General features: G+C 33.4%; 12 protein-coding genes. 6 read left to right on the top strand and 6 right to left on the bottom strand.

Going from position 1 to position 14036, the window contains the following annotated elements; translation table 11 throughout:
* Window positions 1-9 precede the first annotated feature (9 nt).
* Window positions 10-981 (bottom strand): YpdA family putative bacillithiol disulfide reductase, encoded by a 972-nt coding sequence (locus tag ABJM36_RS05465; protein ID WP_348449991.1) that lies wholly within the window; start codon window positions 979-981, stop codon window positions 10-12.
* A complete protein-coding gene (locus tag ABJM36_RS05460) occupies window positions 978-2192 on the bottom strand; it encodes an MFS transporter (RefSeq protein WP_348449989.1) in 1215 nt (404 codons plus the stop codon). The genes ABJM36_RS05465 and ABJM36_RS05460 overlap by 4 nt, the downstream gene beginning before the upstream one ends.
* A 267-nt stretch (window positions 2193-2459) precedes the next feature.
* Between ABJM36_RS05460 and ABJM36_RS05455 the strand changes: the two genes are divergently transcribed.
* Both ABJM36_RS05455 and ABJM36_RS05450 read left to right on the top strand, forming a co-directional pair.
* Complete coding sequence (locus ABJM36_RS05455; protein WP_348449987.1) at window positions 2460-2987, top strand: DUF4252 domain-containing protein; 528 nt, start codon at window positions 2460-2462, stop codon at window positions 2985-2987.
* The gene (locus ABJM36_RS05450) at window positions 2987-3592 is read left to right on the top strand and encodes a DUF1684 domain-containing protein (protein ID WP_348449985.1); all 606 of its coding nucleotides are present in this window, start codon (window positions 2987-2989) and stop codon (window positions 3590-3592) included. The genes ABJM36_RS05455 and ABJM36_RS05450 overlap by 1 nt, the downstream gene beginning before the upstream one ends.
* A 90-nt stretch (window positions 3593-3682) precedes the next feature.
* On the opposite strand, the gene crcB is transcribed toward ABJM36_RS05450, so the two are convergent.
* The 3 genes from crcB to ABJM36_RS05435 all read right to left on the bottom strand — a co-directional run bounded on the left by crcB (window position 3683) and on the right by ABJM36_RS05435 (window position 7053).
* Window positions 3683-4048: a fluoride efflux transporter CrcB gene (gene crcB / locus ABJM36_RS05445; protein WP_348449983.1), complete on the bottom strand. Its 366-nt coding sequence runs from the start codon at window positions 4046-4048 to the stop codon at window positions 3683-3685.
* A 3-nt stretch (window positions 4049-4051) separates the two neighbouring features.
* The gene (locus ABJM36_RS05440) at window positions 4052-5071 is read right to left on the bottom strand and encodes a GyrI-like domain-containing protein (RefSeq protein WP_348449981.1); all 1020 of its coding nucleotides are present in this window, start codon (window positions 5069-5071) and stop codon (window positions 4052-4054) included.
* A 659-nt stretch (window positions 5072-5730) separates the two neighbouring features.
* Window positions 5731-7053, bottom strand: a complete 1323-nt coding sequence (locus ABJM36_RS05435; RefSeq protein WP_348449979.1) for a DUF5723 family protein — start codon at window positions 7051-7053, stop codon at window positions 5731-5733.
* 741 nt (window positions 7054-7794) lie between these two features.
* Here ABJM36_RS05435 and ABJM36_RS05430 point away from each other — a divergent pair.
* Together ABJM36_RS05430 and ABJM36_RS05425 are read left to right on the top strand one after the other, a co-directional pair.
* Window positions 7795-8181 carry a nucleoside triphosphate pyrophosphohydrolase family protein gene (locus tag ABJM36_RS05430; RefSeq protein WP_348449977.1) on the top strand — a complete coding sequence of 129 codons (387 nt, stop codon included), beginning with the start codon at window positions 7795-7797 and terminating at the stop codon, window positions 8179-8181.
* Window positions 8182-8238: 57 nt separating this feature from the next.
* Window positions 8239-11253: a ThuA domain-containing protein gene (locus ABJM36_RS05425; protein WP_348449975.1), complete on the top strand. Its 3015-nt coding sequence runs from the start codon at window positions 8239-8241 to the stop codon at window positions 11251-11253.
* A gap of 92 nt (window positions 11254-11345) precedes the next feature.
* Here the strand turns inward: ABJM36_RS05425 and ABJM36_RS05420 are convergent, their stop codons facing one another.
* Window positions 11346-12410, bottom strand: a complete 1065-nt coding sequence (locus ABJM36_RS05420) for a branched-chain amino acid aminotransferase (RefSeq protein WP_348449973.1) — start codon at window positions 12408-12410, stop codon at window positions 11346-11348.
* 94 nt (window positions 12411-12504) lie between these two features.
* Between ABJM36_RS05420 and ABJM36_RS05415 the strand changes: the two genes are divergently transcribed.
* The gene (locus ABJM36_RS05415) at window positions 12505-13008 is read left to right on the top strand and encodes a DUF4920 domain-containing protein (RefSeq protein WP_348449971.1); all 504 of its coding nucleotides are present in this window, start codon (window positions 12505-12507) and stop codon (window positions 13006-13008) included.
* A gap of 246 nt (window positions 13009-13254) precedes the next feature.
* Window positions 13255-13947 carry a tRNA (5-methylaminomethyl-2-thiouridine)(34)-methyltransferase MnmD gene (gene mnmD, locus ABJM36_RS05410; protein WP_348449969.1) on the top strand — a complete coding sequence of 231 codons (693 nt, stop codon included), beginning with the start codon at window positions 13255-13257 and terminating at the stop codon, window positions 13945-13947.
* Window positions 13948-14036 lie beyond the last annotated feature (89 nt).

Below are 14036 nucleotides of genomic sequence, written 5' to 3'. Positions count from 1 at the left end.
TTCTTCATTTTATGGTTGTAAATGGTTTGTTTTTTCAATTTGGATAGCTATTTGTTTCGCATGAATTCGGCTATTTTCAATAAACCATTTATGGGTTTCCATACCACCACAAATTACACCTGCTAAATAAACACCTTTAATATTGCTTTCCATGGTTTCTGGGTTATATTCCGGGCGTTTTTTGTTATCCTTTCTAAGTGAAATTCCTAACTGATTCAAGAGATCGAAATTTGGTTTGTAGCCAGTAAGCGCAACTACATAATCATTAGGAATAGTTTTTAAGCCTTCTGGAGATTTAAACGTTAATTCATGTGCTTTAATTTCGGTGATTTCAGAATTAAAATATGCTTTAATACTGCCTTCCTCAATTCGGTTAATAATATCTGGTCTTACCCAATATTTTACCCGTTGCCCAATTGCATCGCCACGAATTATCATGGTAACATGGCCACCTTTTCTATAAATTTCTAATGCTGCATCTACCGATGAGTTACTGGCACCAACAACAACACTATGTTGCATAGCGTAAAGATGAGCCTCCTTGTAATAATGCGTTACTTTTGGTAAGTCTTCACCAGGAACATTTAAAAGGTTTGGTATGTCGTAAAAGCCCGTAGCCAAAATAATGTTCTTGGTTTTGTAAGTCGACTTGTTAGTTGAAACTTTAAAATGGTTTCCTGTATTTGTTAGGGTTTCTACGGTTTCAAATAGGTTAATATTTACTTGGTTTGTTGTAGCTACTCGCCTGTAATACTCCAAAGCTTCATCTCGATTAGGCTTAGGGTTATTGCTTATAAATGGAATATCGTCAATCTCTAATTTCTCAGAAGTAGAGAAAAAAGTCATGTTTTTTGGGTAATTAAAAAGCGAATTGGTAAGTGCACCTTTTTCAATAATTATATACTTCCAATTTCTTTTTTTGCATTCTAAGGCACAAGCTATTCCAATTGGGCCACCACCAATAATTATAACATCTTTCATTTTAATAATTTTACTTTTAAATTTAAATGACTTTTTAAAAACAGCAGAAGGATAACACAAAAAGCGCCTATAGCTGTAAGGGAATACCAAGTGTTGTCAAATCCCCAATCATTAACCATTTGCATACCGGCTTTATGTCCAAAAATATGGGCCATAGAAAATGCTATGGAGTATAATGCCATATACTCACCTTGATTTCCTTTTTTTGCACGTTCTAGGGCAAATGCATTAGAAAACGGAAAGGCAATCATTTCTCCAATAGTCATTAAAAACATTCCAATAATTAATATGCCAGACCATGTTGTGCTATTTAAAACAATAAAACTCGATGCCGTTAATAACGCACCAAATATCATGAGGTCTGTTTTAGAAAATTTACTGTTTTCTAACCATTTTATAAGTGGCATTTCTAATACGAAAATTAGAAAACCGTTAGCGCCTAATAATAAGCCAATATCTAGTTCCGATAAAATATGTATTTCTCTGTAATATATCGGCATAGTAGAAAAATATTGTAAAAAGATAACACCAAATAAAAACATGGCTACTAAAAAAATAGTGAATGCTTTATCTTTATATGCCGAATCAGGATTAGAAACTATTACATTATCTAAAACGGTACTTTTTTTAGGGTTTAAAACCTTAAATAGTACAGCGGTAGCAAGAATACAAGTAATGCCATCTACCCAAAATAAACCGCTATAGCCCAAGGTTGTAATAATAACTCCTCCAACGGCAGGTCCTGCCGAGAATCCTAAATTTATGGCTAATCGAATAAGTGTAACACTTCGTGTTTTATTTTCGGGTTTGCTGTAGGCGCTTAACGCCACAAACATAGCCGGACGAAACATATCGGCCACCAACATAACCAAAAATATACCTAAACAAAAGGCATAAAAAGTGGTTAAATACTGTAAAGCTATAAATAGAATTCCTGTGCCAATTAAACTTCTTACCATTACTTTATAATAGCCAATGGTATCGGTTAATTTACCACCTAGCCAAGACCCAGCAACCGACCCTAATCCAAAACACATCATTATAGTACCAACATTGGTTAACGAAAACTCTAAATCTTCAGTTAAATACAATGACAGAAAAGGAATTACCATGGTTCCAGCTCTGTTTATAAGCGTAATTAATGCCAGCCACCAAACTTCTTTGGAGAGGCCTTTAAAGGTATCTATGTAATTGTGTAATAATTTTATCATAAGTTCTAGTTGTTCTTTTTTACATATTTAAATGGATTTATGTTTGGTATAAAAATAAAAAGTCCGACTGCGAAGTCGGACTTTTTAATATTGTAATATTTTATATAAACATCAATACAATATATAACTAGCCCAACAACTTGCCTTTAAACATGAAGTCGATTGCTTTTTATAAATAGTGACGTTATTACGCATTTTTATTTCTTTCTAACTTCAAATCTAGGTAAAATAATTTTAACTTGCGTTTTTCAATGATAAAATTTAAAAATGAAGCAGATAAGTTTAGTTTTCCTCTTAAGTGTTCTACTCGTATCTTGTGGTAGTAGTTTTCAAAGATTTTATAATAATCATAAAGCAGATATGGGAACAACATCCTTTCAAGTTCCTAATTTTATGAAGGCTGTTTTAAGTAACATTTCGCCAGAGGTAAAAAATGCAATTGGAAATATTTCAGATTTTAAATATATAAAGTTCGAAAATACAAACGCTATTAAACGAAACACCTTAATTGCCGAAATGAATGCAGTAACAAACAGTGGTTATACGGATGTTTTTAGACAGAATGAAGTTGATAATACCCGAATTATTTCGGTAATAGAATTAGGTGCTGTAGTAACTCATGCTATTATTTTTAATAGTACAGCAACCCAAACTACGGCCTATTACTTACAAGGTAATTTTGATCCTGAAAAAATTAAATCATTTTCAGACGAAGAAACTTTTAATACCTTTTCAACCGATTTATTACAGTCGTATAATACTAATCTTAATCCTTCTTTTAACCCAAATAAGTAATGAGAAATCTACTAATTTTTACTTTGGTTTTATCATCTGTATTAAGTTGTGCACAAGATAAGCGCGCTATAAAAGGTGAAACTGAATTTCAAATAGAATTGAATGCAGACTTTAAAGATGCTAGTAAATCGCCCTTAAAAGATAAGGATAGAAAAAACTTTGATGGATTAGATTTTTTTAAGTTTGATTCTTCCTATGTGGTAACAGCAAAACTAACGAGAACGCCAGAAAGTAAATGGTTTAACATGAAAACTACAACAAGTAGAGTGTCTAAAGAACGGGTTTTTGGGATTTTAAATTTTAAATTGAAAGGAGAATCCTATCAATTGGAAATCTATCAAGGTCAGGATTTAATGAACAAGGAAGGTTTTGAGGATTATTTGTTTCTCCCTTTTCTAGATCAAACCAACGGACTAGAAAGTTACGGTGGTGGGCGTTATTTAGATGCTAGTATTCCTGAAGGCAGTACCATGGAAATCGATTTCAACAAAGCTTATAACCCATATTGTGCCTATAACGATAAATATTCTTGCCCCATAGTGCCAAGAAAAAATTATTTAAAAACTAGAGTAGAGGCTGGGGTTAAGGCGTTTGATAAAAATTAGGTTTATGGGGTTTTGGAGGGTTTGTTTAATGTTTTTATGCATACCTGTCGTTAAACGAATTTAGTTGAAATTTATTACAAAGTCAAGGAGTTACTTCACCAAGTACATCCCTGCAAAAACAGCTAAAAAGCCAATAACAAAACTGGCAATAGTATATACAGCAAAACTTGTAAAATCTCCAGATTTTAAAAACACATGGTTTTCGTAAGCAAAGGTAGAAAAGGTTGTAAAGCCGCCACAAAATCCTGTGGCTAATAATAAGGTGTGACTTTGAGAAAGGCTGTTGTTTTTTGCCGCTAAACCTAATATCATTCCTATTAATAAGCTTCCGAATATATTAGCTGCAAAAGTGCCATAAGGTATTCCAGTTTCGACATTGTTGAGGTATTTGCCAATTATATAACGCAAGCTACTTCCAAAACCACCACCCAAAAAAACCAATAAAATATTTTTCATATACTATTTTATTGGGATATAAATTTCTGTAATCCAATCTGCCGGATTTGGGAAATTACCTGGATCGTTAGTGTAAATTTCAAAAGGTTTTAAATCGGATTGTTCAAGGTTTTTGGCCACAAGGTATTCCATTGTAGCTTCCCAAGCTTCTGGTAAGTTCGTGTAGTTCCCTTTTAAGGTTGTTTTTAAAACGGTAGTTTTTGGTATGTATCCGCATAAAACTTCACTTGAGTCGTCAACAGTTACGCGGTCCCTTACAGGTATAGCGTTGCTCATTATAACACTTCCATTTTCGGAATTCATTTCGTTATAAATGGTAAATGGCATACCAGTTGTAACAATGTTATTTTGAGCCATGTAAGTCATTATTTCTCCAAATTGTTTACCTATTATTCTGCTAATATTGGCACTAGAAGCCGATGTGGTTTTATACAAATAAAAGCCTCCGCCATACTCGGTGATATCATCAATATTAATAGTGTAGACTTTCATGCTTTCCTGCACTATACTATCTAATTTTTCTAAACTACGCTCGTAATGTGGTGCAATTTGTTTTTCCATGCCACCCATAAAAGTTGTGAATGCCTTAAAACCGAATGGTAAATCTTTACCTGAAATTTTCCAGGTAACATCGGTAGTTCCGTTTTTGTTGGGCTCAAAATGCCATGAGATATCGGATGAAGGAAAATCTGCAAATTGCATTTGTTGGTGTATAGAATTGTTAACTACAGTTTGCGTTGTTTTAAGGGTACCAATACCGTCCTTATCTTCCCATGAATACGAACCATTTACACCTTTAGTTTGTTCGGCAAGGGTGATAGTCATGTCTGGATCCGCTTCTGCCCAAGAGGACCAAGCTTCCCAATTTTTAAAATCTATTACATTATTATAAACTACGGCTGCAGGTGCATTTATAGTTCTGGTTCTTGAAACCTCAAAACTATTAGGCTGAACAGCAATATAAATAGCTAAGCCAATAATAGCAATTAAAAATAAAAATAAAATGTATTTAGCAGCCTTCATAAAAAATATTTGCGAGATTTAATAATCAAATATAATGATTTTTAGTACTTAAAAGAAGTTTATAAGGCAGCACTAAATGGAACCATTGCATTACCTATTGCTTTAAGGTAATGGTTCTAATCCTATTTGAAATAAATTAAGGTTAAACTAAAAGGGTGTATTCTGAAAGTGGTATGTTTTAATTAATGTTTACAGGTGTTGTTAATATTGAAACATAAAGGAAAGTGGTAAGTTTTAAAAGGTGGAAGTATTGTTTAAAAAGGGTTGGAATCTAAACGGTAAACCTGCCATTTAAGGTTCTGTTTTCTTGTTAACACTAAAGACTAATAAGATGACGTTAAAAATAATTAGAGCACTAATAATTAATATAATATTCATTTTAATATGGTTTAGTTATTTAATAGATGTCGATAGTTGAAAAAGGTTGCGTAGAAAAACACTTTTTTTTATTTGGTGTGTAAATTATTGTTTTTTTTAGGGTTAAGTTACTAAATATGGCCTATTCAAAGCGTTTCTTTTTCTGTTAACATTAAATTTTTTGTAATGTTTTTTCTGTGAGTTTATATAGTCGGTATTTTAATTTTTCAGTACTATAAGTTTAATATTTAAACGAAAAAATCCCCAGTGAAGGGGATTTTTATTAAATATACTGCTGTTGCTTATTGGTAAATAGGAATTTTTAAACCCAAATAAACATCTGTAGTTTTTGAGGTGTCCGACAATAGATTTGACAGGATAGAACCAGAGCCCACCATTAGCGGTCCTAATCGAATGCCACCACCCCAAGCTATATCACCATATTGCCTGAAACTTACAGGTGAATAGATGCTAAACCATTTAGTTTCTAAACGTGGCGCTAATGTTACAGAGTTAATAATGCTGTTACTGTTTGCCACGTTTTTCTTTACTAGTGATAAATTAGTTTGTAAACTTACATAAAGTTTATTTTTTATGTTGTAATCTGCCAAAAAGTGAAACGCCGTAGGTAGGCTTATTTTTTGAGCAATAGTTTCTTCGGTACTAGTGTAGTTATTATCTAAAAAATCTTCAGTGTCCTCATCATAATCTGACGCATCTACCGTAGCGTTTAAATCATAAGTAGTTACCACACTTTCTTTATAATCTATAGACCCGATATCGGTAATAGAAGCTCCAATTTTCAATTTATATTTGTTGTGCTTTTTAGATAATGAATCTAAATCTACGTTAGGTCTTAACTCATAAGTGAAACCTATATCGGCACCAAAACCTGAAGTTAAATTATTAAATTCAATATCATCATTATCAAAATCTTGACTAATGCCATATTGCAATGCTCCTGTTGTTTCTAAGGTTTTGTTAGCAGCGGTGTAATTACCTGTAAAATTAGGGCTGTTTATAAATAAGCCTCCAGCACCTTGTAGGTATTTTAAAGTTACACCACCTTTTAAAAAGTTGTTTTCTTTATCAATAAGTACCCGACCATATACTATGCCTATTTCGGCCCAGGCATGTATGGTTCCTGTTAAGTTTTTAGAGTTAAAATCAAAATCTTCGTCGGTATCAAAATTATCTGCTAGATTTTCATAAAGTTCGCCACTAATATTATTTATATTAAATAAGGCGCGCACTCTACTTACTACACCAAAACTGCTTTTTGGAGTAAGGTTGAACATAAATGAAGGTCCTAGTATATCGGCATTTAAAAAGAAGTTGTTCGCATCAGAAGGAAATTTTTTAGCATCAGATTCAAAATCAAAACCGCCATCAGATTTTATAACATCTCCTACGTTTATTCCAAAATAATCACTTCCACCGAAAACGCTAGCAGAAAATAAATTTACATCGGCTTTAACTCTAGAGTCTACTACATTAGAAGGGTTTGAAATTAAGCCGTGAACTCCTGAATAATTGTCGACGGAATGGCCCACATAACTTTGAGCTTTTAAAAATAGGGTGTTAATACAAATACAACATGCAAGTAAAATTTTTAGTGTTTTCATTTTTAATTGGTTTGGTTAATAATGGCAGAAACAGGATATTTATTACTGCTTCCACCCACATTCTTATACTATAGTCAGTTTCGACATGATAATTTTCAGTTTTGTCTCCCGATAATTCAGATTAGTCAGATTCTGAAACACCAATAATTTTAAAAAAAACATCAGTGGTGTTTATTACATCTTCAACATCCTTATACGTAATGGCTCCTATGGTCTTTTGGAATAGAGTTTTACTGTTTAGACTTAAAGAAGTACAAAAGGCTAATCAGAAAAAAGTAAAAGTTGTTTCATAATGAGAGCGATTAATAAGATTAGCATATGTGCATAAAACAGGTATTAACAATACCTGTGCTAAAAAATAATCTAAGGGAGACCATTAATTTATAAAAACACTTTCCTAATTAATAAAAAAATCGATGAAAAGTAGTGAAAATAGGTCTACTTAAAGAAGAACTTAATAGCCGAAATTAAAAGAATGAAGCTAATAAAGGCAACTAAAACCCAAATACTACCACTATAAAAGCGTTTATGTAGTTTAAAGTCTTTTCGGTAGGTAAAAGCAATAACTATTGCGAACGCTATGAAGAATATAATTCCGAAAATGATTTGACCTTTACTAAACATATAGTTACTTTTATGCAAATTTATAGAATATTCATGAGATTCCCTCCCTATAGCTATTGGTATTTGTGGGAATGAATAAACAATAATTTCCAGTAATTATTAAAGAAAAAAGTATATATGAAAAATAAAATTGAGGATGTAAAAGCATTTCATACCGCGTTTAAAATAGGGCATAGAGAAACTCCCAAAGCCGATTTAGGTACAAACAAAAACCACTTGCGTTTCAATTTAATGAAAGAAGAAAATGAAGAGTATCTAGAAGCCGCAAATAACAACGACTTGGTTGAGGTAGCCGATGCTTTAGGCGATATGCTTTACATTTTATGTGGTACTATTATAGAACACGGAATGCAACATAAAATTGAAGAGGTTTTTGAAGAAATACAACGCAGTAATATGAGTAAATTAGGCAAAAACGGCGAACCTATTTATCGTGAAGATGGTAAAGTTTTAAAGGGGCCTAATTACTTTAAACCAAATATAAAAGCTATTTTAGATAAATAAATTTTTATCTAATTATAAATTGAAATTAAGGTGTTAATGATTATAAATATATTTTAAATGAAAAGAATTGTTGTTGTTTTAGTTGTTGTGATCGGTTTTATTATTAGTAGTTGTAATAATCAAAGAGATGGTGTAGCAAAAGTATTAGTGTTTTCAAAAACTTCAGGCTATAAGCATAAGTCAATTCCAGCTGGAATAGCAGCCATAAAAAAACTAGGTTTAGAAAATGATTTTGAGGTAGATGCTACAAAAAATGCCGACTTATTTACGGATGAGAATTTAAAAAAGTACAGTGCTATAATTTTTTTAAGTACTACAGGAAATGTATTAGATAATAAGCAAGAAGCAGCTTTCGAGCGTTATATTCAAGCGGGAGGTGGTTATGTTGGAATTCATGCAGCAACCGATACGGAATATGATTGGGGATGGTATACTAAATTAGTTGGAGCACAATTTTTAAGCCACCCGCGAGGTACTCCTGAAGCCGATTTTATAGTAAAAGATAAAGGCTTTATAGCGAATAAGCATTTAAAGGATACTGTTTGGCATAGAACAGATGAGTTGTATAATTACAAAAAAAATAATCCTGATGTTAATGTCATTTTAACGCTAGATGAGTCTACTTATAAAGGTGGCGAAAATGGCGATTTTCATCCTATTGCGTGGTATCACGATTATGACGGTGGACGTGCATTTTACACGGGTGGAGGTCACACCAAAGAAAGTTATGAAGAAATAGATTTTTTAAAGCATATTTTAGGAGGGATCCAATATGCCATAGGGAAAAATGAAAATTTAGATTATAGCAAATCAACGACTCAAACCCCTCCAGATGCCGATCGTTTTTCAAAAGTAACTTTAAAGGAAGGTGACTTTTTTGAACCTACAGAAATGACTGTTTTACCTAACAATGATGTGCTGGTTGCAGAACGTAGAGGGAAAATTAAATTATATAAGGATGCCACTAAAGAATTAATAGAAGTCGCTAATTTAGATGTGTATCATAAAACCTTAAATACGCCTAAAGTAAACGCTGAAGAAGGCCTTATGGGGTTGCAAAAAGACCCTAACTACGCAACAAATAATTGGATTTATGTGTATTATAGTCCAACAGGAGACGCATGGATAAACCGTTTATCTAGATTTAAGTTTAAGGACAATGTGTTCGATTTAGCTTCAGAGCAGGTTATTCTAGATGTTAATTCAGATAGAGAAATTTGCTGTCATACCGGTGGTTCTATTACATTTGATGCAAATGGATTATTATACCTTTCTACGGGTGATAACACAACCCCTTTTAATGAGAGAAATGTAGAATATGTAAGTAACGGTTTTGCACCCTTAAACGATATACCTGGTCATGAGCAATACGATGCCAGACGTTCGTCAGGAAACACAAACGATTTAAGAGGTAAAATTTTACGAATTAAAGTGAGTGAAGATGGTAGTTATACTATTCCAGAAGGCAATTTGTTTGCTAAAGGTACAGAAAAAACAAGACCAGAAATTTATACTATGGGGCATCGTAACCCGTATCGTATTTCGGTAGATCCTAAAAAAGGATATTTGTATTGGGGTGAGGTAGGTCCAGATTCTAGAAAAGACGATTTTAAAAATCGTGGTCCTAAAGGATATGATGAGTTAGGGCAAGCACAAAAAGCGGGTAATTTTGGTTGGCCATTATTTATTGCTAATAATATACCTTATGTGGATTATGATTATGAAACAGGGGAAAGCGGCATTACTTTTAATCCTAAAAAACCTATAAACGATTCAAGAAACAATACAGGGCTTACCATATTGCCAGAAGCAATGCCTGCATTTGTTTATTACCCTTATGCAAAATCAGGCGATTTTCCGCAAGTTGGAACAGGTGGTCGAAATGCAATGGCAGGACCAACGTATTATTCAGATATGTTTCCTAATGGAGGTGGATTACCGGAGTATTACGACGGTAAGCTAATTGTATACGATTGGATGCGTGGTTGGATGATGGCCGTAACTAATTTTGAAGATGGTACGTTTAATAAAATGGAACCTTTTGCTCCCGAGGTGGAAATAAATTCTGCTATCGATATGGAACTTAGCCCAGATGGAAGACTCTATATTTTGGAATATGGTAGCGGATGGTACAGTCATAACTTAAATTCATCGTTAGGTTATATTTCTTATAATGCGGGAAACAGACCTCCAGTAATTGAAAATGTTGCAGTTAATAAAGACTCTGGAGCAGCGCCGTTGGCAATTACAGCTAAAGCAGAAGCTTTTGATCGTGATGGTGATGCCATAGTTTATGTATGGGATTTAGGTAATGGAGAAACTAAAGAAACTACAGAACCAGAAATCAACTATACTTATACCGATATTGGAGAGTATAACATTGCTTTAAATGTTAAAGATGATAAAGGTGGTGTTACGCACACCAATTTATCTTCAATAGTTGTTGGTAATTCTAAACCTATAGTAACTATCGATATATTAGATGGAAACACATTAACTTTTGCTTCAGGAACACCTGTAAAATATAAGGTAACTGTAACTGATCCTGATGGAAATACGGATGTTAATCCTAACAATATATTTGTTTCAGTTGATTATTTAGAAGGTATGGACGAGGCTAATATGACACTTGGACACCAACAAGCCTCTGCCGAAGTTACTGGTAAGGCCTTAACACAGGCTATGGATTGTAAAGCCTGCCATAAGGAAAAAGAAGCTTCAATTGGTCCAAATTATTTAGCTGTAGCAGAAAAGTATAAACGCCAGAAAAAAATTATTCCATATTTACAAAATAAAATTGTGAATGGTGGTGGTGGTGTTTGGGGCGAAGTCATGATGCCTGCACATCCAAGTATTTCCAATGAGGAAACTAGACAAATAGCAACATATATTATGTCGTTGGCTAAAAATGATGGCGATAAAAAATCATTACCTCAAGAAGGTAGCATCATGCCTAGTACTTCAGAAGACGACAATGTACTGGTGCTTAAAGCTAGTTATACAGATAATGGGTTAAATGGTGTAAGGCCACTAATAGGTGCTGCATCAGTTAGGCTTAAAAGAACCAAGTAAGCCTACCATATACAAGCACACGTTAATCAAAAAAAGAAAGAGCCTCTAAAATTAATTTTTTAGAGGCTCTTTTTTTTGGTTACTTATTAAATTTAAACTTTATAACGCCATCCAAAAATATCTTCTGCCTTATTAGTTTGTATATCTGTAATACGTTTTTTCAAGAAACTTGCGTAAGTTTCATCAAGCTTAGGTAATTCATAATCTTCATCCTTATAACCAAAACCAGCTATTGGAGAAATTACCGCAGCAGTTCCCGCACCAAACATTTCTTTTAACGATCCGTTTTTAGCAGCTTCAACTACTTCGCTAACCGTTATTTTTCTAACTTCAACGTTTATACCTTCCTTTTTAGCAAGTTCAATAATACTTTTACGAGTAATACCATCAAGAATTCTATCACTTGTAGGTCCAGTTATTAAAGTATCATCAATACGAATAAAAATATTCATCGCACCAGCTTCTTCAATATACTCATGTGTATTATCGTCTGTCCAAATTACCTGTTGGTACCCTTTATCAATAGCTAATTGTGTTGGGTAAAACTGACCAGCATAATTACCACCAGCCTTGGCAAAACCAACACCTCCGTTAGCAGACCGCGAATACTTCTCTTCAATTAAAACACGAACTTCACCAGCAAAATAAGCACCAGAAGGCGCAGTACAAATAATAAATTTATACTCATCGGCTGGCGATGCATGAAAACCATTTCCAGAAGCAAATACAAATGGTCTTATGTATAACGAGCTTCCTTCGTTTTTAGGAATCCAATCTTGGTCAACCTCCAAAAGCGCCTTTAAGCCATCCATAAAATAGTTTTCTGGTAATTCAGGAATAGCCAAACGTTTTGCGGAAATATTTAAACGCTTAAAATTATCTAACGGTCTAAATAACCAGACATTTTCATCTACATCTTTGTAAGCTTTCATGCCTTCAAAAATAGACTGCCCATAATGAAAAATTTTAGCCGATGGATTCAACACAATAGGTTGATAAGGAAGCACTTTTGGTGCTTGCCATTTTCCGTCTTTAAAATTGCATTCTAACATATGGTCAGAAAAAACACTTCCAAACTTTAAATTGTCAAAATCTATCTCGTTAATTTTCGAGTTTTTTGTCTTTATAATCTCAATGTCGTTGATTATAGAATTCATATTCCAAGTTATTTATAAGTACAAATTTAAAGAAAAACGTTTTTAAAAAAGCGGTATATTTACACAAATCCTATAAAATCGAAAAATTTGTTCTATGAAGTCAATTTCTTTAGTGATAATTTGCGTTTTCATGTTAATTTCTTGCAATAATAAAACCAAGGAAGATGTTAAAAATACAGTAAAACCAGAAAAAATAGAATATGCATCCTTTGGAGCGACTATTATTCCCAACGATGCTATTGCGGCAAGCTCTATGGCGGAACATTATAAAACCATGAAAAGTGGCGATAGCATTAACTCTAAAATAATAGCTACGGTTAACGATGTCTGTCAGGCTAAAGGCTGCTGGATGCGTTTAAATTTAGACAATGAAAACGAGGTTATGGTTAAATTTAAAGACTACGCCTTTTTTGTGCCCAAAGACATAAAGGGCAAGCAAGTAATTGTGAACGGAAAAGCATTTGTTACCGAGGTATCGGTCGATGAGCAAAGGCATTACGCCGAAGACGCAGGGAAATCTGCTCAAGATATTGCAGCCATAACCACCCCAAAACGTACGTATTCTTTCGAGGCCGATGGTGTTTTGGTAGAGGAATAATATATTAATAATTTATGGCCTGCCTGTAGGAAGGCGGTTTACCACAAGGAGGTGAGCTTAGCGCCTTTATTCAGCGAATATTTTTAATATTAAAGAATTTATGAACATTAATGTTTCATTTTCAACCTTTAACGCAACTCTTTGCTAATTTCAAATCTAAGCGTATTGTTAAGGATTGCTTATTGTCTGTATATAATGCAATTATCAAAATAAAAAGTAAGTATTAAAAATAACAATTATAGCCCCATGAAACGCGAAATAATAATAACTGGTGATGGCTCAACCACCATTCAAATTGCCGATTGGAACGAGCAATACCACTCCATACATGGTGCCATACAGGAAGCCTATCATGTATTTATAAAACATGGGGTACAACATTATAATTCATTCCATTGCAGTTCGGGAACTGTTTTAGAATCCAAAAATATAACCATTTTAGAAATAGGTTTTGGTACTGGGCTAAATGCTTTTATTACCTTATTAGAAGCGCAAAAACTAGGATTAGATATAATTTACACGGGCGTTGAAGCTTACCCTGTTTCGGATGAAGAAATAGATGCTCTTAATTATACAAAATCATTAAAAGCTGAAAACAGCGATTTACTGTTTAATAAGTTACATAATACCACTTGGGAAGAACCCCATCAAATTCATGATAGCTTTACATTAACAAAGCAGAAAAAATTTTTTATAGAAATAAATGATGTTGAAACATACAATATCATTTATTTTGATGCCTTTGGTGCGCGTGTTCAACCTGAGTTATGGACCGAACCCATTTTTGAAATTATGTATAAAGCCTTAAAACCTAAAGGCGTATTGGTTACCTATTCGGCTAAAGGTAGTGTGCGCAGGGCAATGCAGGCTGTTGGTTTTATAGTTGAAAGGCTTCCAGGGCCTCCAGGAAAACGAGAAATGTTGAGAGCTACTAAATAGTCTGTTATAATCATTGGAGAGTCAGGAGTTTGTTTAATTATAACATCCATTTCACTTTTATATTTTACCCTAGCAACTTTGTAAGATTT

Source organism: Algibacter sp. (assembly GCF_039977455.1).
Classification (GTDB): Bacteria; Bacteroidota; Bacteroidia; order Flavobacteriales; family Flavobacteriaceae; genus Algibacter_B.
The sequence above is the reverse complement of the archived record's forward strand: the minus strand, read 5'-3'. Positions and strand labels throughout refer to the sequence as shown.